This window comes from Streptococcus mitis (assembly GCF_965111735.1).
GTDB classification, from domain to species: Bacteria; Bacillota; Bacilli; order Lactobacillales; family Streptococcaceae; genus Streptococcus; species Streptococcus mitis_DR.
In genome coordinates this window covers 1,695,001-1,712,845 of record NZ_OZ217346.1, presented here as the reverse complement: position 1 = coordinate 1,712,845, position 17,845 = coordinate 1,695,001, and the positions used below count along the sequence as shown (strand labels likewise).

The window sequence follows — 17,845 nt, the reverse complement described above, 5'->3', positions numbered from 1 at the left end:
TTCTGAATGGCTTTCTTTGATGAGAGAGAACTAAAAAATCAATTGCTGTTTCAAAATGCAAAAGAATTTTATAACTTTGTTTCTAGGTATGATGAGGAGATGATTCCAGTTATGAAAGCAAAGGGCTATACCTGTATTCATTCAATGGAGCGAACCGTCGCTTTTACATTTGGAGAGTTTACTTTCAGAAGAAGACGTTGGAAAAAGGGAGATCATTGGGTCATTCCAGTAGATGAGAAGTTAGGGCTTCAGAAGAACGTCCGCTTCTCATGGGAATTTATGTATCAGGTGGCTAAATTATCTACTTTAATGCCATATGATAAAGTAACTCAGGTGATCCAATTGACTTATCACATTTCGATCACAAAGCCAATTGTAGTAAAAGCTGTAAAAATTTGTGAGAAGTTATTGGAGGAAAGGGAAGGCTATCGATATTATGAAGAGAATAAAGAGGTTAGCAAAAGAAAAGCCCAGGTTATTTATATTGAGGGTGATGGTGTAATGGTCAAAGCACGTGACACACAGAAGGATAATAAACATTACGATTTATCCCATTTTGTAGTCCATACAGGAAGCCAGAAAGTTGGTAGCAATCGATTTGAACTTCAGGACAAAAAAGAATTTATTGGCCTTGACAATCGCTTAGTGAGGGAGCAGGTAATTGATTATCTATTCAATAATTACGAAGTTACGGAACAGACTTTATTAATTACGAACTCTGATGGGGGGCATGGATATACACCTTATGTTTTCAAAGAAATTGCGAAGGTTTTGCGAATTAAACGCCACGAACATTTTTGGGATGAGTACCATGTAAATAAGGAGTTAAAGAATTATCTAAAATTTTACTCTGAAGATCTATTAGAGAGAGCTTTCCAGGCGATTAAGCAACATGATAAGAAGCTAATGAGAACTGTTTTAGATACGACTGAAAGTTATATCGAATCAGAAGAAGAACAAGAGTTATTTGAGAAGTTCAAGAGTAAAATATTGAGAAATTTCCAATACACTAAACCAGCCGAACAAAGAGGATTCAGCCATGCAGGAATCGGGATAATGGAGAGTCAGCATCGTAAGGTCACTTATAGAATGAAAAAAAGAGGAATGTACTGGACACTTGCTGGAGCTGAGACGATGAGTCGGATAATTGTTTTGAATTATGAGGATTCCTTGAGGGAGCTATTCTTTGGCAACTGGAGAGAAGATTATGAAAAATTTATTTCTTTAGAGGAAGTTTCTGCTTATACCATTAAAAAAAGAATGAGCAAAACGGATAAAGAAAATACATCTAGATATCAATGTTACCCTGATAGTAAAAGATTATCCTACTTCCGAAAACAATAGAAGTACATAATAAAGTATATAAAAAGTTATATAACAATAACCTTTATAAAAGAAGGCCTTTTTGTGCTACAATCAAGCATAAAATGCTTGCGCGGTATGTGAAAATGTGTTATAATTTGCTTAAATTAATCGAATAAAAAAGACGAAAAGTGCGCAAACACTTCTCGCCTTACCGAGTAAGAACTCGACCTTCTTACTCAGTCTTTAATTAATGATACCTAATAAGTGTATCAATGTCAAGACTGGGCAAGAAATTTGTTCAGTCTTTTTTTAAACTCGGTGATGTTCTCCTGAAAAATTATGAATTTAGGTGTTCTAAAAAATTCTACCGCATACGAATAAAAGTTAGCTATTGACAATTGTCCTATTTTTAGGTATCATATTGTTCGGGCACCTCTTTTAGAGGTCGGGGCTCCCTAGTTCTTAGGGAGCTATTTTTGTTTTTTTAAGAAGTTATCTTCTTGTATTTTAGTTGTGAATCTGGTGCAGTCGTCCCAGATTATTCTTATTAGTAGGGTCTTGTTTCCTATGTCCCCTCGTAGTCAACAAGGCCTTGAGCATTTTAGAAAGAGGAATCTATGTCTACGAAATATATTTTTGTAACTGGTGGTGTGGTATCGTCTATTGGGAAAGGGATTGTCGCAGCGAGTCTGGGTCGTCTCTTGAAAAATCGTGGTCTCAAAGTAACCATTCAAAAGTTTGACCCTTATATCAATATCGATCCGGGAACTATGAGTCCTTACCAGCACGGAGAAGTCTTTGTGACAGATGATGGGGCTGAGACAGATTTGGACTTGGGTCACTATGAACGTTTCATCGATATCAATCTCAATAAATATTCCAACGTGACAACTGGGAAAATTTACAGTGAAGTTCTTCGTAAGGAACGCCGTGGAGAATACCTTGGGGCAACTGTTCAAGTCATTCCTCATATCACAGATGCTTTGAAAGAGAAAATCAAGCGTGCCGCTGTAACGACCGACTCTGATGTCATTATCACAGAGGTTGGTGGAACAGTAGGAGATATCGAGTCCTTGCCATTCCTAGAGGCTCTTCGTCAGATGAAGGCAGATGTGGGTGCGGATAATGTTATGTACATCCATACAACCTTGCTTCCATACCTCAAGGCTGCTGGTGAAATGAAAACCAAACCAACTCAACACTCTGTAAAAGAATTGCGTGGTTTGGGAATTCAACCAAATATGTTGGTGATTCGTACAGAGCAACCAGCTGGTCAAGGAATTAAAAACAAGCTAGCACAGTTCTGTGATGTGGCACCAGAAGCCGTTATCGAATCATTGGATGTTGAACACCTTTACCAAATTCCATTGAATTTGCAGGCACAAGGTATGGACCAAATTGTCTGTGACCATTTGAAATTAGATGCACCAGTAGCAGATATGACAGAATGGTCAGCCATGGTGGACAAGGTCATGAACCTCAAGAAACAAGTCAAGATTTCCCTTGTCGGTAAGTATGTTGAGTTGCAAGATGCCTACATTTCTGTGGTTGAAGCCTTGAAACACTCTGGTTATGCCAACGACGCAGAAGTTAAAATCAATTGGATCAATGCCAATGATGTGACAGCAGAGAATGTGGCAGAGCTCTTGTCTGATGCGGACGGAATCATCGTACCAGGTGGTTTTGGCCAGCGTGGTACGGAAGGGAAAATCCAAGCCATTCGCTATGCGCGTGAAAATGATGTTCCAATGTTGGGAGTCTGCTTGGGAATGCAGTTGACTTGTATCGAATTTGCTCGTCACGTTTTAGGTCTTGAAGGTGCCAATTCTGCAGAGCTTGCACCAGAAACAAAATACCCTATCATTGATATCATGCGTGATCAGATTGATGTTGAGGATATGGGGGGAACCCTTCGCTTGGGACTTTATCCATCTAAGTTGAAACGTGGCTCTAAGGCTGCGGCTGCTTATCACAATCAAGAAGTGGTACAACGCCGTCACCGTCACCGTTATGAGTTTAACAATGCCTTCCGTGAGCAGTTTGAGGCAGCAGGCTTTGTCTTTTCAGGAGTTTCTCCAGATAATCGTTTGGTAGAAATCGTGGAAATTCCTGAAAATAAATTCTTTGTAGCGTGTCAGTATCACCCTGAACTGTCAAGTCGTCCAAACCGCCCAGAAGAACTCTACACTGCCTTTGTTACTGCAGCAGTTGAGAACAGTAATTAGCAAAATCAGAACCTTTGAGAAGAATCTCAGAGGTTTTTTGCTTGCATATTTAGGATATGAGTTGCAAAATAAAAACATAGTGATATAATTAACATAAAAAATCCTAAGGAGGATCTACGATGAAAAAAATCACATTATTTGGTTTGTCTCTAGCTGGTCTAGCTTTACTGGTTTTTCCACATTCAGGGCAGGCATTTGAGCTTAAAGAAGAATGGGTTGTTAAGTGTGGAGTACAGTATCAAGATGGCAAGATTCTTCGATTCAACAATGGCCATGAAGTGGATATTAAAGTCTTGGATTTGCCAAAAACCGAGAAAATTGAGTGGACGGTTAGTCTAAATGGTCAAAATCAGACTGTCAATTTCCTAGGTCAAGAAAAGAACAAGTCTATGATGGGTGTAGAGGGGCGTTACCTGAATTTCTATGTTCCATATGGCTATAGAGGAGATATCAAGGTCGAGGCTAAGAGCGGAAACGAAGTGAAGATCTGGTCAACGAAAGTTGTGGATGATATTCATAATGATAGTGGAAAGAGAGGCTACTACCGTATTGAAGAATCAAATGATCAATACACCTACCTTGATGCTAAATGGGATTATCAAACCAAGACTTACACTGCTACCTTACCAGAGACTGTCAATGGTCAAAAAGTCTTTGCTTGGGCAGACTATGACAATGGCGAGTTGAAACTTGAAAAACAAAAGTCTATTAGTCATAAATATGATGGAGGATCTTTCAAAGAACTTTATCCGATTGTAAAAGCAGAAAGCTGGCTAAAATCAAACCAAAACTGGTATTATCAAAAACAAGGTCAATTAGTGCAGAACGATTGGGTTAAGGACAAGGGAACTTGGTACTTTATGAACGATAAAGGGATTATGTTTAATCAAACTTGGCTCTATCAAGGTGGCAACTGGTATGCCTTTAAATCATCAGGGGCTATGATTGCTGGTGACTGGCTATATGACCAAGGCAAGTGGTACTATTTATCAACTTCAGGATCCATGAAAGCAAGCACTTGGGTTTATGACCAGGGAGAATGGTATTATGTAAGTTCTTCTGGTGCCATGCTAGCGAATGATTGGGTCAAAGACAATGGCAAATGGTATTATCTAGCTTCATCAGGTAAGATGCTTCGTAATACCTACACGCCTGATGGTTACTACGTTGGCAACTCAGGTGCTTGGCAATAAGAATAAGAAGTCCTTTTCCTTCAAGGAAGGGACTTTTTACTTGCTTTTCTGCTGCTTCCTCATTTGTCCTGAAGCGTTTTTTGTGTTAAAATGAATGGTATGAAAGCTAAAAAAATGTGGATGGCAGGCTTGGCTCTGCTTGGTATTGGAAGCCTTGCCCTTGCTACGAAAAAAGTTGCAGATGACCGCAAGCTCATGAAGACTCAGGAAGAGTTGACAGCGATTGTGCGAGACTATTTTTCAGACATGGGGGAAATTGCGACCCTCTATGTTCAAGTTTATGAAAGTAGTCTGGAGAGCTTGGTTGGTGGCGTAATCTTTGAGGATGGCCGTCATTATACCTTTGTCTATGAAAATGAAGACCTGATCTATGAGGAGGAAGTCTTATGATACAACCAGCAAGTTTAGAAGAATTGGCATCTTTAGTAGAAAAAGATGGGAAGAAGGTCTTTCTTTTTGTGGCGGACTGGTGTGGCGATTGTCGTTATATCTACCCTGCATTGCCAGAAATTGAGGAGACCAATCCTGAGTTCACCTTTATTCGAGTGGACCGAGACCAGTATATAGAATTGGCCAAACTTTGGGATGTTTATGGAATCCCTAGCCTTGTTGTTCTAGAAAAGGACAAGGAAATCGGCCGTTTTGTTAATCGTGACCGTAAAAGCAAGCAACAAATTAATGACTTTTTAGCAGGATTGAAATAGGAGAAAAAGGAAACAATGATTTTTACATATAACAAAGAACATGTCGGTGATGTCCTTATGGTCATCGTGAAAAACAGCGGAGATGCCAAACTGGAAGTGGAACGCAAAGGAAATGTAGCCCGTGTTTTTCTAAAAGATAATGGGGAAACAGTAGCTTGGAATATTTTCGAAGTTTCAAGTTTATTTGAAATTGCAGAGCGCGGTCAAGTCTTTTTATCAGATGAGCAAGCCGCTCGTTTGAACCAAGAATTACAGGCGGAAGGTTTTACAGAAGAAATTGTCAATGACAAGGAACCTAAGTTTGTTGTTGGTGAGATTGTCGAGATGGTAGCTCATCCTGATAGTGACCACCTCAACATCTGCCAAGTTGCAGTCGCAAGTGACAAGACAGTACAAATCGTTGCAGGGGCTCCTAATGCGCGTGTCGGTCTGAAAACCATTGTGGCTCTTCCGGGAGCTATGATGCCAAAAGGCAATCTCATTTTCCCAGGCGAACTTCGTGGCGAAAAGAGTTTTGGTATGATGTGTAGCCCTCGTGAATTGCATCTGCCAAATGCTCCGCAAAAACGTGGTATTATTGAATTATCAGAAGATCAAGTTGTCGGAACACCATTCGACCCAGCTAAACACTGGACTGCCTAAGAAATTGTCAGTATCTGATAGACCAGATAGAAGGAAATAAGATGGCAAAAAATGTAGTGATTACAGGAGCGACATCAGGAATTGGTGAAGCGATTGCGCGTGCTTATCTAGAGCAGGGTGAGAATGTCGTTCTAACTGGACGACGGATAGACAGACTAGAAACCCTCAAGTCGGAGTTTGCAGAAACTTTTCCAAATCAAACAGTTTGGACTTTTCCCCTAGATGTCACGGATATGACCATGGTAAAGACTGTATGCTCTGATATTCTAGAAACGATAGGTCAGATTGAAATTCTGGTCAACAATGCCGGACTGGCTCTAGGTTTAGCACCTTATCAAGACTATGAAGAGTTGGATATGTTAACTATGTTGGATACCAATGTCAAAGGTTTGATGGCAGTCACTCGCTGTTTCTTGCCAACAATGGTAAAAGCCAATCAAGGACATATCATCAACATGGGGTCAACCGCAGGAATCTACGCCTATGCAGGTGCAGCAGTTTATTCAGCTACCAAGGCAGCAGTTAAGACCTTTTCAGATGGTCTGCGAATTGATACCATTGCAACGGATATCAAGGTGACGACCATTCAGCCTGGAATTGTCGAAACAGATTTTTCTACAGTGCGTTTTCATGGTGACAAAGAGCGGGCTGCGACGGTTTATCAGGGGATCGAAGCCTTGCAGGCACCGGACATCGCCGACACAGTAGTCTATGTGACCAGTCAACCTCGTCGTGTTCAGATTACAGATATGACCATTATGGCCAATCAACAGGCGACAGGTTTCATGGTTCATAAAAACTAAAAAATTTTCTCGAAAAGTTACAAATTTCTGTAACTTTTTTTGATTTCCTACGAATAGATAAGTAGGAGGAAGAAAATATGTATAATAAAGTTATCATGATTGGACGTTTAACGTCTACACCAGAATTGCACAAAACCAATAATGACAAGTCAGTAGCGCGCGCAACGATCGCTGTGAACCGTCGTTACAAAGACCAAAACGGTGAACGCGAAGCTGATTTTGTTAATATGGTTTTATGGGGTAGACTAGCAGAAACTTTGGCAAGCTACGCAACCAAAGGTAGTCTTATTTCTGTGGATGGAGAATTACGTACCCGTCGTTTTGAGAAAAACGGTCAGATGAACTACGTGACCGAAGTCCTTGTCACAGGATTCCAACTCTTGGAAAGTCGTGCCCAACGTGCTATGCGAGAAAATAACGCAGGGAAGGATTTGGCAGATTTGGTTTTGGAAGAGGAAGAATTGCCATTTTAAACATCGAAAAGTCTGAGTTTGTCTCAGGCTTTTTATCTTGAGAAAGTCAGACTTTTTTCTTGACTATTTCTGACCAAGTGATACAATAGAACTATGATTTAGCACTTAGGTATAAAGAGTGCTAATAATATCTATCTCATTATGGAGGAAATCAGATGTTGAAACCATTAGGAGACCGTGTGGTCTTGAAAATTGAAGAAAAAGAACAAACTGTTGGAGGCTTTGTCCTCGCAAAATCAGCCCAAGAAGAAACGAAAACAGCTACAGTAGTGGCTACTGGACAAGGTGTTCGTACCTTGAACGGTGACTTGGTTGCTCCAAGTGTTAAAGCTGGAGACCGTGTCTTAGTTGAAGCTCACGCAGGTCTCGATGTCAAAGATGGCGATGAAAAGTACATCATCGTAGGCGAAGCTAACATCTTGGCAATCATTGAAGAATAGAAGGAGAAAGTAAGTATGTCAAAAGAAATTAAATTTTCATCAGATGCCCGTTCAGCTATGGTCCGTGGTGTCGATATCCTTGCAGACACTGTTAAAGTAACCTTGGGACCAAAAGGCCGCAATGTTGTTCTTGAAAAATCATTCGGTTCACCACTCATTACCAATGACGGTGTAACTATTGCCAAAGAAATCGAATTGGAAGACCATTTTGAAAATATGGGTGCCAAATTGGTATCAGAAGTAGCTTCAAAAACCAATGATATTGCAGGTGATGGGACTACAACTGCAACTGTTTTGACCCAAGCAATCGTCCGTGAAGGAATCAAAAACGTCACAGCAGGTGCAAGTCCAATCGGTATTCGTCGTGGGATTGAAACAGCAGTTGCTGCAGCAGTTGAAGCCTTGAAAAACAACGCCATCCCTGTTGCCAACAAAGAAGCTATCGCTCAGGTTGCTGCCGTCTCTTCTCGTTCCGAAAAAGTAGGCGAATACATTTCTGAAGCCATGGAAAAAGTTGGCAAAGACGGTGTCATCACAATCGAAGAGTCACGTGGTATGGAAACAGAACTTGAAGTTGTGGAAGGAATGCAGTTTGACCGCGGTTATCTTTCACAGTACATGGTGACAGATAGCGAAAAAATGGTAGCTGACCTTGAAAATCCATACATTTTGATTACCGATAAGAAGATTTCAAATATCCAAGAAATCTTGCCACTCCTAGAAAGTATTCTCCAAAGCAATCGTCCACTCTTGATTATTGCGGATGATGTGGATGGCGAAGCTCTTCCAACTCTTGTTTTGAACAAGATTCGTGGAACCTTCAATGTGGTAGCAGTCAAGGCACCTGGTTTTGGTGACCGTCGCAAAGCCATGCTTGAAGACATTGCCATCTTGACAGGCGGAACAGTTATCACAGAAGACCTTGGTCTTGAGTTGAAAGATGCGACAATTGAAGCTCTTGGTCAAGCAGCGAGAGTATCTGTCGACAAAGATAGCACTGTTATCGTAGAAGGTGCTGGAAATCCTGAAGCGATTTCTCACCGTGTTGCAGTTATCAAGTCTCAAATCGAAACCACAACTTCTGAATTTGACCGTGAAAAATTACAAGAACGCTTGGCAAAATTGTCAGGTGGTGTAGCAGTCATCAAGGTCGGAGCTGCAACTGAAACTGAGTTGAAAGAAATGAAACTCCGCATTGAAGATGCCCTCAACGCTACTCGTGCAGCTGTTGAAGAAGGAATCGTTGCAGGTGGTGGAACAGCCCTTGTAAATGTTATCCCTGCCGTAGCTGATTTGGAATTAACAGGAGACGAAGCAACAGGCCGCAATATTGTTCTCCGTGCATTGGAAGAACCAGTCCGTCAAATTGCCCACAATGCAGGATTCGAAGGTTCAATCGTTATCGATCGTTTGAAAAATGCCGAGCTTGGTACAGGTTTTAACGCAGCAACTGGCGAATGGGTTAACATGATTGATCAAGGGATTATCGACCCAGTTAAAGTGAGTCGTTCAGCCCTACAAAATGCGGCATCTGTAGCCAGCTTGATTTTGACAACAGAAGCAGTCGTAGCCAATAAACCAGAACCACTGGCCCCAACTCCAGCAATGGATCCAAGCATGATGGGTGGGATGATGTAAGCTTTCAGAAAGAAACTTATAAAAAACACAAAAGGAGGGAATGCCTATTCCTCCTTTTTATGATATTCACTTCTAAATTGATTTGAGCTCTCCTAACTTATATGATAAAATAAGACTAGAAAAAGGAGAAGAACATGATCGATGTAGAAGAAATTCTGAGCAAGATGAACCCTAATCAGAAGATTAATTATGACCGTGTCATGCAGAAGATGGTACAAGTATGGGAGAAAAATGAGCAACGGCCAACCATTCTCATGCATGTTTGCTGTGCCCCTTGCAGTACCTATACCCTCGAATATTTGACCAAGTATGCAGATGTGACCATCTATTTTGCCAATTCTAATATCCATCCCAAGGCAGAATACCATAAGCGTGCCTATGTGACTAAAAAGTTTGTCAGTGATTTCAATGAGCGAACTGGCAATAACGTTCAATACCTAGAAGCCCCTTATGAACCTAACGAATATCGTAAACTGGTTCGAGGTTTGGAAGAAGAGCCTGAAGGAGGCGACCGTTGCAAGGTTTGCTTTGACTACCGATTGGATAAGACAGCTCAAGTGGCTATGGACTTGGGATTTGACTACTTTGGCTCAGCCTTGACCATCAGTCCTCATAAGAATTCTCAAACCATTAACAGCATCGGAATCGATGTGCAAAAAATTTATACAACCCATTATCTTCCAAGTGATTTCAAGAAAAATCAAGGCTACAAACGTTCAGTAGAGATGTGTGAAGAGTATGACATCTACCGTCAATGTTATTGTGGATGCGTCTATGCAGCCCAGGCTCAGAATATTGATTTGGTTCAGGTTAAGAAGGACGCCACGGCTTTCTTACTGGATAAGGACGTTGAAAAAGACTATTCCCATATCAAATTTACAGTTACAAAATTAGATATATAAATGAAAACTTGTCTCAAGGTAGGTTTTTTGCTAGTAGAAAAGCGATAGACAGAAATTGCTGGACCAATCTTTGAATTTCTAGTCCAAGGCTTGTGAGTCTTCAACAAGCCTTGGACTCTTAAAAAAATTAAGTTTTGCTCAAAAGAGCTTTTTAAATTAAAACGAGCAATTATCAGTTCAAATCTGTTTCAAAAGAAGAACGGATAAATTAATCGGTGCTTTGTTTTTGAGTTAGGAAGTTAAGCATGCTAAACTGAGTCTTAGGAATAAATTTCTTTATAGAAATGTGTTACAACGTTGCTATAACGGAATATTCCTTTTTTGCATTTATACAACTTATTTAACACTATCTTTATTCTTGTGATATAATGTCAAATTATAGAGTGGAGGTCATTTAAAATGATTGATAAAGTAATTGAACAATATAAAAGTCATGATAATCTTGATATTCGAGTAGAATTACATAAGAAGTATTCAAAAAATAAATTGGGATTTAATAATTGGATATTTTCTAACTACCAAATCACTGATGAAGTAAAGGTTCTAGAATTGGGATGTGGTACAGGAGAACTGTGGAAAAGTAATAGTGATTCTATAGATAAAATGAAGCAGTTGGTTGTTACAGATTTTTCTAAAGATATGGTAAAATCAACGAATTCAGTGATTGGAAATAGAGACAATGTCAACTATGAGATAATGGATATTCAAAAGATTTCTTTTGAGAATGAAACGTTTGATATTGTTATTGCTAATATGCTTTTACATCATGTGAATGATATTCCTAAAGCTCTCTCTGAGGTAAATAGGGTCTTAAAAACCGGAGGAATTTTTTACTGTGCTACATTTGGTGAAAATGGAGTTGTAAATTATTTGGCAAGTTTATTTAAAGATGAGGTTAATCAAGATTTAGAAAATAAAACGTTTACTTTACAAAATGGTAAAAGGTACCTGAGTAGGTATTTTAACTCTGTCGATACATTACTCTATGATGATGAGTTACAGGTAACTAGTATAGATGACCTAGTTAAATACATCCAATCGTTTAAAGGAATTTCAGAAATAGGCTCACTAGAAGAGGAAATAATACGTAAAAGATTGGAAAGTGAGTTTAATAATGGTATGTTGATCATTCCTAAAGAATATGGTATGTTTATCGCTAGAAAAGAAAGTTAAGGGAACGAAATTGTGAAAAATTATGGAGAAGCTTTTCGATATTTTAGAAAATTAAACGGATATTCTTTAGAGTATGCTGCAGCTGATTCTATATCAAAATCTCAACTTTCTAGATTTGAAAGAGGAGAAAATGAAATTTCTCTTTCAACGTTCTTTAAATTATTATCAAATATCAATGTTTCGATAGAGAATTTTTGTAATCACCTAGAACATTATAAAAGAACGGAGCTTGATGATTTTTTGGTTAATTTATCTCCGAATTTTTATAGTTTGAATACTAAAGGATTGGAGGAAATAAAAAATGAGCAACAAAAATTTTTTGAGAAGAGTGGGGAAAAAACTCATAAAATAAATACAATTATGGTTCAGGGATTATTAAATCAGATAGATTGTAATTATGTAGTTAGTAGAGAAGATCTAAATTTAGTATATGACTATTTATTCCAGAAGGAACGATGGGAGTCCTATGAGATAACGCTGATTGGTAATTTATATCATCTTTTTGAAATAGATTATATTTACAGGGTTGGAAAAGAAATACTAGAGCGTACACATTATTACGAAAAAATCGGCAAGAATAGAAATTTAGTTGTGTCAGCTTGTTTAAATTTTTGGTTCTGTTGCCTTGAAAATTCACATCTAATATATGCAGACTTCTTTGAAATGAAATTAAAGAAATTATTAAAAGATGACACAAAAGTTTTTGAAAAATCTACATTCAAATTTGTAGAAGGATATAAAATATACTTGACAGAATCTAAAGAATCTGGAATTAAGCAAATGAAAAATGTTATTAAATATTTTGAGTTTATTGAGTCTAAAAATATTGCGTTATATTTTAAAAAACGATTAAATGAGTTGGTAGATTAAATAGCATTTTCTCTGTAAAGATATTATTTTTAAAATGTTGTACTAAATGATTGATGTTAGGTGGAAATACAAAAAATAAATTATTTGATACGAAGTTGACCTGTATTTTTTTATACTAATCATCTTCGTATTTTTTGTATTAAACGATATAAGTTTATTGTAAATTTACAATGAACAAAGATATTAAAAAATATCAGTATGTCTATTTGTTTTATATATTTCGCGAATTCTGCATAAATCTCTTTCTAGTAATGTGTTGTAACTCTACTATAATAGATTTATTCCTTTTTTTGTGTCTACACAACTTATTTTACACTATCAAAAAAAACAAGGTCAGGATTTTGTTCCTGACCTTTGACAACTTTACCGATTCTTTAGTTCTACATAGCGCTTGTACCAAATGTTTACATAGGCTTCTGAGAAAGGACCACGTCCATTGTTAATCCAATCAACAAGAATTTTGACATGTTCTTTTAAAATATAGTCCAAGTCATCAGAATAATTCATTTTGCGTTTGTGACGCTCATACTCCTCAACGTCCAAGAGACGTTTTTCCCCATCTGTAAAAATTTTAACATCCAAATCATAATCAATATACTTCAGTGCTTCTTCATCCAGATAGTAGGGGCTAGCCATATTGCAATAGTAGGAAATTCCATTATCGCGAATCATGGCAATGATATTAAACCAATATTTCTTGTGAAAGTAAACAATAGCCGGTTCTCGAGTGACCCAACGACGACCATCACTTTCGGTAACCAGTGTATGATCGTTGACACCAATAATGGCGTTTTCTGTTGTTTTTAGTACCATGGTGTCCCGCCAAGTTCGGTGGAGACTCCCATCATGCTTATAACTTTGAATTGTAATAAAGTCGCCTTCTTTTGGAAGCTTCATAACTAACCAACTTTCTACAATTTATAAGTTTATCGTTTACTATTGTACCATAAAATTACCTAAAATCTGTGAATTTTACATGAAAATATTAAAGATATTCTCTGAGAGCGCTTGCTATATCCGAAAAATCGTAGCCTTTTCGAGCTAAAACTTGAGTTAAACGCTGTTTAAGTTCGTATCCTTCATACTTTCGAGCATACTTAGCATATTGCTTATCAAGTTCCTTGGAGATGAGTTCCTGAGTCGTTTCTTGGTCGACTTGACTATCCAAGTCGTCAAAGGCACTTTTAGCATCAGAGTAAGAGAAGCCCTTGTTGGTCAAGTTTTGGATAATCTTATCTTGCAAGGCACGAGCTGGAAGTTTTCCCTCATATTTTTTCAATAGTTTATTAGCTACACGTTGAGCAACTTCCGAAAAATCAAAATCATTCAAGATCTCTTCTATAGTGGATTTTGAAATCCCTTTTTGTGTTAGTTTCTGAGTCAGTACATAAGGCCCCTTGTCTCCTGAAAGTTGATTGTCATTGATGATAGCATAAGCGTACTGGCCATCATTAATCCACTTATCTTCTTTAAGATTAGCAATGACTTGAGAAATTATGTTCTCATCAATATCGTATTTTTTCAGATATTCTCTAACCTCTTTTTCAGTGCGTGCTTTAAAGGATAGGTGGTAGAGTGCTAGATTCTTACCATGAGAAAATTGAGCAAAGTCCTGAATCTCTTTCAATTCTTCTTGGCTTATAACCTTATCTCTTGATAACATAAAACGAACAATAGTATCTTCAGTAATGTAGCATTTGTCGCCGTTATCAAGCTCCATCAGATAGAGTCTTTTTTTCTTTTCAAGTTTTGTGATTTTCATAGTTCTATTATAACTCAAAATGTGATAAGATAGGGGTATGAATCTGAAAGTGAAACAAAAAATACCATTAAAAATCAAGCGCATGGGAATTAATGGTGAGGGAATCGGCTTTTATCAAAAAACCTTAGTCTTTGTGCCTGGTGCTCTCAAAGGTGAAGATATCTATTGTCAGATTACTTCTATTAAACGTAACTTTGTAGAGGCAAAATTACTGAAGGTCAACAAGAAGTCTAAATTCCGTGTTGTGCCAGCATGTACTATTTACAATGATTGCGGAGGCTGCCAAATCATGCACTTGCATTATGATAAGCAACTGGAGTTCAAGACGGACTTGCTTCATCAAGCGCTGAAAAAATTTGCCCCTGCAGGATATGAAAATTATGAAATCCGCCCGACGATTGGTATGCAGGAACCAAAGTACTACCGTGCTAAGTTACAATTTCAGACTCGAAAATTTAAGAATCAGGTCAAGGCGGGCTTATATGCACAAAACTCTCATTATTTAGTAGAGTTGAAAGACTGCCTGGTACAAGACAAGGAAACCCAAGTGATTGCTAATCGTCTAGCAGAATTACTTACTTATCACCAGATTCCAATCACGGATGAGAGAAAAGTTCTAGGTGTTAGAACAATAATGGTTCGACGAGCAAGAAAGACTGGACAGGTTCAGATTATTATTGTTACAAACCGTCAGCTTAATTTAACCCAACTAGTAAAAGACTTAGTTAATCATTTTCCAGAAGTTGTGACAGTAGCTGTTAATACAAATACAGCTAAAACCAGTGAGATTTATGGTGAAAATACAGAGATTATCTGGGGAGAAGAGAGTATTCAAGAAGGTGTTCTTGATTATGAATTTTCACTATCCCCTCGAGCATTCTATCAACTAAATCCTGAGCAAACAGAAGTCCTCTATAGCGAGGCGGTAAAAGCGCTGGATGTTGATAAAGAAGACCATTTGATTGACGCTTATTGTGGAGTTGGAACGATTGGATTTGCCTTCGCAAAGAAAGTTAAAACACTCAGAGGTATGGATATTATTCCAGAAGCCATTGAAGATGCTAAGCGAAATGCTAAAAGAATGGGATTTGACAACACACATTACGAAGCAGGAACAGCGGAAGAGATTATTCCTCGCTGGTATAGAGAAGGCTACCGAGCAGATGCTCTGATTGTAGATCCACCACGTACAGGTCTGGATGATAAGTTATTAGATACAATTCTTACCTATGTACCAGAAAAAATGGTCTATATTTCTTGTAATGTTTCGACCTTGGCTCGTGATTTGGTAAAGTTAGTAGAAGTCTATGATCTTCATTATATCCAGTCGGTCGATATGTTCCCACATACAGCTCGAACGGAAGCAGTTGTAAAATTAATTAAAAAAATAGGAAAAAGTAGTTGACAAAGTTAGAAAAGTCGGTATAATAGTAAGAGTTGAAAACACCAACTCTGGTCCGTTGGTCAAGGGGTTAAGACACCGCCTTTTCACGGCGGTAACACGGGTTCGAATCCCGTACGGACTATGGTATGTTGCGGATGGAACACTTGATGAAAAAAGTTCAAAAAAGTTTCAAAAAAGTGTTGACAAGCGAAAGTGCCTGTGATATACTAATATAGTTGTCGCTTGAGAGAAGCGAGTGACAAAGACCTTTGAAAACTGAACAAGACGAACCAATGTGCAGGGCACTACAACTAAGGTTGTAGTACTGAACAATGAAAAAAACAATAAATCTGTCAGTGACAGAAATGAGTGAGAACTCAAACTTTTAATGAGAGTTTGATCCTGGCTCAGGACGAACGCTGGCGGCGTGCCTAATACATGCAAGTAGAACGCTGAAGGAGGAGCTTGCTTCTCCGGATGAGTTGCGAACGGGTGAGTAACGCGTAGGTAACCTGCCTGGTAGTGGGGGATAACTATTGGAAACGATAGCTAATACCGCATAACAGTAGATGTTGCATGACATTTGCTTAAAAGGTGCAATTGCATCACTACCAGATGGACCTGCGTTGTATTAGCTAGTTGGTGGGGTAACGGCTCACCAAGGCGACGATACATAGCCGACCTGAGAGGGTGATCGGCCACACTGGGACTGAGACACGGCCCAGACTCCTACGGGAGGCAGCAGTAGGGAATCTTCGGCAATGGACGGAAGTCTGACCGAGCAACGCCGCGTGAGTGAAGAAGGTTTTCGGATCGTAAAGCTCTGTTGTAAGAGAAGAACGAGTGTGAGAGTGGAAAGTTCACACTGTGACGGTATCTTACCAGAAAGGGACGGCTAACTACGTGCCAGCAGCCGCGGTAATACGTAGGTCCCGAGCGTTGTCCGGATTTATTGGGCGTAAAGCGAGCGCAGGCGGTTAGATAAGTCTGAAGTTAAAGGCTGTGGCTTAACCATAGTACGCTTTGGAAACTGTTTAACTTGAGTGCAAGAGGGGAGAGTGGAATTCCATGTGTAGCGGTGAAATGCGTAGATATATGGAGGAACACCGGTGGCGAAAGCGGCTCTCTGGCTTGTAACTGACGCTGAGGCTCGAAAGCGTGGGGAGCAAACAGGATTAGATACCCTGGTAGTCCACGCCGTAAACGATGAGTGCTAGGTGTTAGACCCTTTCCGGGGTTTAGTGCCGCAGCTAACGCATTAAGCACTCCGCCTGGGGAGTACGACCGCAAGGTTGAAACTCAAAGGAATTGACGGGGGCCCGCACAAGCGGTGGAGCATGTGGTTTAATTCGAAGCAACGCGAAGAACCTTACCAGGTCTTGACATCCCTCTGACCGCTCTAGAGATAGAGTTTTCCTTCGGGACAGAGGTGACAGGTGGTGCATGGTTGTCGTCAGCTCGTGTCGTGAGATGTTGGGTTAAGTCCCGCAACGAGCGCAACCCCTATTGTTAGTTGCCATCATTCAGTTGGGCACTCTAGCGAGACTGCCGGTAATAAACCGGAGGAAGGTGGGGATGACGTCAAATCATCATGCCCCTTATGACCTGGGCTACACACGTGCTACAATGGCTGGTACAACGAGTCGCAAGCCGGTGACGGCAAGCTAATCCCTTAAAGCCAGTCTCAGTTCGGATTGTAGGCTGCAACTCGCCTACATGAAGTCGGAATCGCTAGTAATCGCGGATCAGCACGCCGCGGTGAATACGTTCCCGGGCCTTGTACACACCGCCCGTCACACCACGAGAGTTTGTAACACCCGAAGTCGGTGAGGTAACCGTAAGGAGCCAGCCGCCTAAGGTGGGATAGATGATTGGGGTGAAGTCGTAACAAGGTAGCCGTATCGGAAGGTGCGGCTGGATCACCTCCTTTCTAAGGATAAGGAACTGCGCATTGGTCTTGTTTAGTCTTGAGAGGTCTTGTGGGGCCTTAGCTCAGCTGGGAGAGCGCCTGCTTTGCACGCAGGAGGTCAGCGGTTCGATCCCGCTAGGCTCCATTGGTGAGAGATCACCAAGTAATGCACATTGAAAATTGAATATCTATATCAAATAGTAACAAGAAAATAAACCGAAAACGCTGTAGTATTAATAAGAGTTTATGACTGAAAGGTCAGAAAATAAGGTTAAGTTAATAAGGGCGCACGGTGGATGCCTTGGCACTAGGAGCCGAAGAAGGACGTGACAAACGACGATATGCCTTGGGTAGCTGTAAGTAAGCGATGATCCAGGGATTTCCGAATGGGGGAACCCAACAGGTACTACCTGTTACCCGCA

General features: G+C 39.7%; 16 protein-coding genes, 2 tRNA genes and 2 rRNA genes (1 of these 20 cut by a window edge). 18 read left to right on the top strand and 2 right to left on the bottom strand.

All coding sequences use genetic code 11. The features are described from left to right. The first annotated feature begins 6 nt into the window (after nt 1-6). From ACLV7W_RS08260 to ACLV7W_RS08200, 13 genes are all read left to right on the top strand, one after another. On the top strand, nt 7-1,344 hold the full coding sequence (locus tag ACLV7W_RS08260; protein WP_411865771.1) for an ISLre2 family transposase: 1,338 nt from the start codon (nt 7-9) through the stop codon (nt 1,342-1,344). A gap of 578 nt (nt 1,345-1,922) precedes the next feature. Then, nucleotides 1,923-3,530, top strand: a complete 1,608-nt coding sequence (locus ACLV7W_RS08255; RefSeq protein WP_049493610.1) for a CTP synthase — start codon at nt 1,923-1,925, stop codon at nt 3,528-3,530. Nucleotides 3,531-3,649: 119 nt separating this feature from the next. Continuing rightward, the gene (locus ACLV7W_RS08250) at nt 3,650-4,723 is read left to right on the top strand and encodes an N-acetylmuramoyl-L-alanine amidase family protein (RefSeq protein WP_411865770.1); all 1,074 of its coding nucleotides are present in this window, start codon (nt 3,650-3,652) and stop codon (nt 4,721-4,723) included. A 90-nt stretch (nt 4,724-4,813) separates the two neighbouring features. Further along, a complete protein-coding gene (locus ACLV7W_RS08245; protein ID WP_153209849.1) occupies nt 4,814-5,113 on the top strand; it encodes a DUF4651 domain-containing protein in 300 nt (99 codons plus the stop codon). Next, entirely contained in the window at nt 5,110-5,427 is a 318-nt protein-coding gene (locus tag ACLV7W_RS08240; protein ID WP_094753573.1) for a thioredoxin family protein, read from the top strand. Before ACLV7W_RS08245 ends, ACLV7W_RS08240 begins: the two co-directional genes overlap by 4 nt. Before the next feature lie 15 nt (nt 5,428-5,442). Further along, nucleotides 5,443-6,069: a YtpR family tRNA-binding protein gene (ytpR, locus tag ACLV7W_RS08235; protein ID WP_094753572.1), complete on the top strand. Its 627-nt coding sequence runs from the start codon at nt 5,443-5,445 to the stop codon at nt 6,067-6,069. Nucleotides 6,070-6,110: 41 nt separating this feature from the next. After that, nucleotides 6,111-6,872 (top strand): SDR family NAD(P)-dependent oxidoreductase, encoded by a 762-nt coding sequence (locus ACLV7W_RS08230; protein ID WP_173875847.1) that lies wholly within the window; start codon nt 6,111-6,113, stop codon nt 6,870-6,872. 77 nt (nt 6,873-6,949) lie between these two features. Next, complete coding sequence (locus ACLV7W_RS08225; protein ID WP_173875848.1) at nt 6,950-7,345, top strand: single-stranded DNA-binding protein; 396 nt, start codon at nt 6,950-6,952, stop codon at nt 7,343-7,345. A 155-nt stretch (nt 7,346-7,500) separates the two neighbouring features. Continuing rightward, on the top strand, nt 7,501-7,785 hold the full coding sequence (gene groES / locus ACLV7W_RS08220; protein ID WP_000917335.1) for a co-chaperone GroES: 285 nt from the start codon (nt 7,501-7,503) through the stop codon (nt 7,783-7,785). Between the two features lie 15 nt (nt 7,786-7,800). After that, nucleotides 7,801-9,423, top strand: a complete 1,623-nt coding sequence (gene groL, locus ACLV7W_RS08215) for a chaperonin GroEL (RefSeq protein ID WP_411865769.1) — start codon at nt 7,801-7,803, stop codon at nt 9,421-9,423. 134 nt (nt 9,424-9,557) lie between these two features. Further along, complete coding sequence (locus ACLV7W_RS08210; protein WP_020900987.1) at nt 9,558-10,325, top strand: epoxyqueuosine reductase QueH; 768 nt, start codon at nt 9,558-9,560, stop codon at nt 10,323-10,325. 399 nt (nt 10,326-10,724) lie between these two features. Then, nucleotides 10,725-11,498 carry a class I SAM-dependent methyltransferase gene (locus ACLV7W_RS08205; protein ID WP_045612826.1) on the top strand — a complete coding sequence of 258 codons (774 nt, stop codon included), beginning with the start codon at nt 10,725-10,727 and terminating at the stop codon, nt 11,496-11,498. A 12-nt stretch (nt 11,499-11,510) separates the two neighbouring features. Beyond that, nucleotides 11,511-12,368: an Rgg/GadR/MutR family transcriptional regulator gene (locus tag ACLV7W_RS08200; protein ID WP_411865768.1), complete on the top strand. Its 858-nt coding sequence runs from the start codon at nt 11,511-11,513 to the stop codon at nt 12,366-12,368. Nucleotides 12,369-12,731: 363 nt separating this feature from the next. Here ACLV7W_RS08200 and ACLV7W_RS08195 read toward each other — a convergent pair whose 3' ends face one another. Both ACLV7W_RS08195 and recX read right to left on the bottom strand, forming a co-directional pair. Continuing rightward, on the bottom strand, nt 12,732-13,265 hold the full coding sequence (locus ACLV7W_RS08195; protein WP_000775316.1) for a DUF402 domain-containing protein: 534 nt from the start codon (nt 13,263-13,265) through the stop codon (nt 12,732-12,734). Nucleotides 13,266-13,353: 88 nt separating this feature from the next. Then, entirely contained in the window at nt 13,354-14,130 is a 777-nt protein-coding gene (recX, locus tag ACLV7W_RS08190; RefSeq protein ID WP_411865767.1) for a recombination regulator RecX, read from the bottom strand. Between the two features lie 37 nt (nt 14,131-14,167). On the opposite strand from recX, the gene rlmD reads away from it, so the two are divergent. The 5 genes from rlmD to ACLV7W_RS08165 form a co-directional block, all read left to right on the top strand. Further along, nucleotides 14,168-15,535 carry a 23S rRNA (uracil(1939)-C(5))-methyltransferase RlmD gene (rlmD, locus tag ACLV7W_RS08185; protein WP_411865766.1) on the top strand — a complete coding sequence of 456 codons (1,368 nt, stop codon included), beginning with the start codon at nt 14,168-14,170 and terminating at the stop codon, nt 15,533-15,535. 49 nt (nt 15,536-15,584) lie between these two features. Continuing rightward, nucleotides 15,585-15,656, top strand: a tRNA-Glu gene (locus ACLV7W_RS08180). Between the two features lie 242 nt (nt 15,657-15,898). Continuing rightward, nucleotides 15,899-17,444 (top strand): 16S ribosomal RNA (locus tag ACLV7W_RS08175). 51 nt (nt 17,445-17,495) lie between these two features. Beyond that, a tRNA-Ala gene (locus ACLV7W_RS08170) sits at nt 17,496-17,568 on the top strand. 124 nt (nt 17,569-17,692) lie between these two features. Further along, a 23S ribosomal RNA gene (locus tag ACLV7W_RS08165) occupies nt 17,693-17,845 on the top strand (it continues 2,748 nt past the right edge of the window). Together the 16S and 23S rRNA genes with 2 tRNA genes alongside form the textbook arrangement of a ribosomal RNA operon.

Coding starts and splice junctions, on each gene's coding strand:
- ACLV7W_RS08260 (WP_411865771.1), top strand. CDS start 7: ATGGCTTTCTTTGATGAGAGAGAACTAAAAAATCAATTGCTGTTTCAA.
- ACLV7W_RS08255 (WP_049493610.1), top strand. CDS start 1,923: ATGTCTACGAAATATATTTTTGTAACTGGTGGTGTGGTATCGTCTATT.
- ACLV7W_RS08250 (WP_411865770.1), top strand. CDS start 3,650: ATGAAAAAAATCACATTATTTGGTTTGTCTCTAGCTGGTCTAGCTTTA.
- ACLV7W_RS08245 (WP_153209849.1), top strand. CDS start 4,814: ATGAATGGTATGAAAGCTAAAAAAATGTGGATGGCAGGCTTGGCTCTG.
- ACLV7W_RS08240 (WP_094753573.1), top strand. CDS start 5,110: ATGATACAACCAGCAAGTTTAGAAGAATTGGCATCTTTAGTAGAAAAA.
- ytpR (WP_094753572.1), top strand. CDS start 5,443: ATGATTTTTACATATAACAAAGAACATGTCGGTGATGTCCTTATGGTC.
- ACLV7W_RS08230 (WP_173875847.1), top strand. CDS start 6,111: ATGGCAAAAAATGTAGTGATTACAGGAGCGACATCAGGAATTGGTGAA.
- ACLV7W_RS08225 (WP_173875848.1), top strand. CDS start 6,950: ATGTATAATAAAGTTATCATGATTGGACGTTTAACGTCTACACCAGAA.
- groES (WP_000917335.1), top strand. CDS start 7,501: ATGTTGAAACCATTAGGAGACCGTGTGGTCTTGAAAATTGAAGAAAAA.
- groL (WP_411865769.1), top strand. CDS start 7,801: ATGTCAAAAGAAATTAAATTTTCATCAGATGCCCGTTCAGCTATGGTC.
- ACLV7W_RS08210 (WP_020900987.1), top strand. CDS start 9,558: ATGATCGATGTAGAAGAAATTCTGAGCAAGATGAACCCTAATCAGAAG.
- ACLV7W_RS08205 (WP_045612826.1), top strand. CDS start 10,725: ATGATTGATAAAGTAATTGAACAATATAAAAGTCATGATAATCTTGAT.
- ACLV7W_RS08195 (WP_000775316.1), bottom strand. CDS start 13,265: ATGAAGCTTCCAAAAGAAGGCGACTTTATTACAATTCAAAGTTATAAG.
- recX (WP_411865767.1), bottom strand. CDS start 14,130: ATGAAAATCACAAAACTTGAAAAGAAAAAAAGACTCTATCTGATGGAG.
- rlmD (WP_411865766.1), top strand. CDS start 14,168: ATGAATCTGAAAGTGAAACAAAAAATACCATTAAAAATCAAGCGCATG.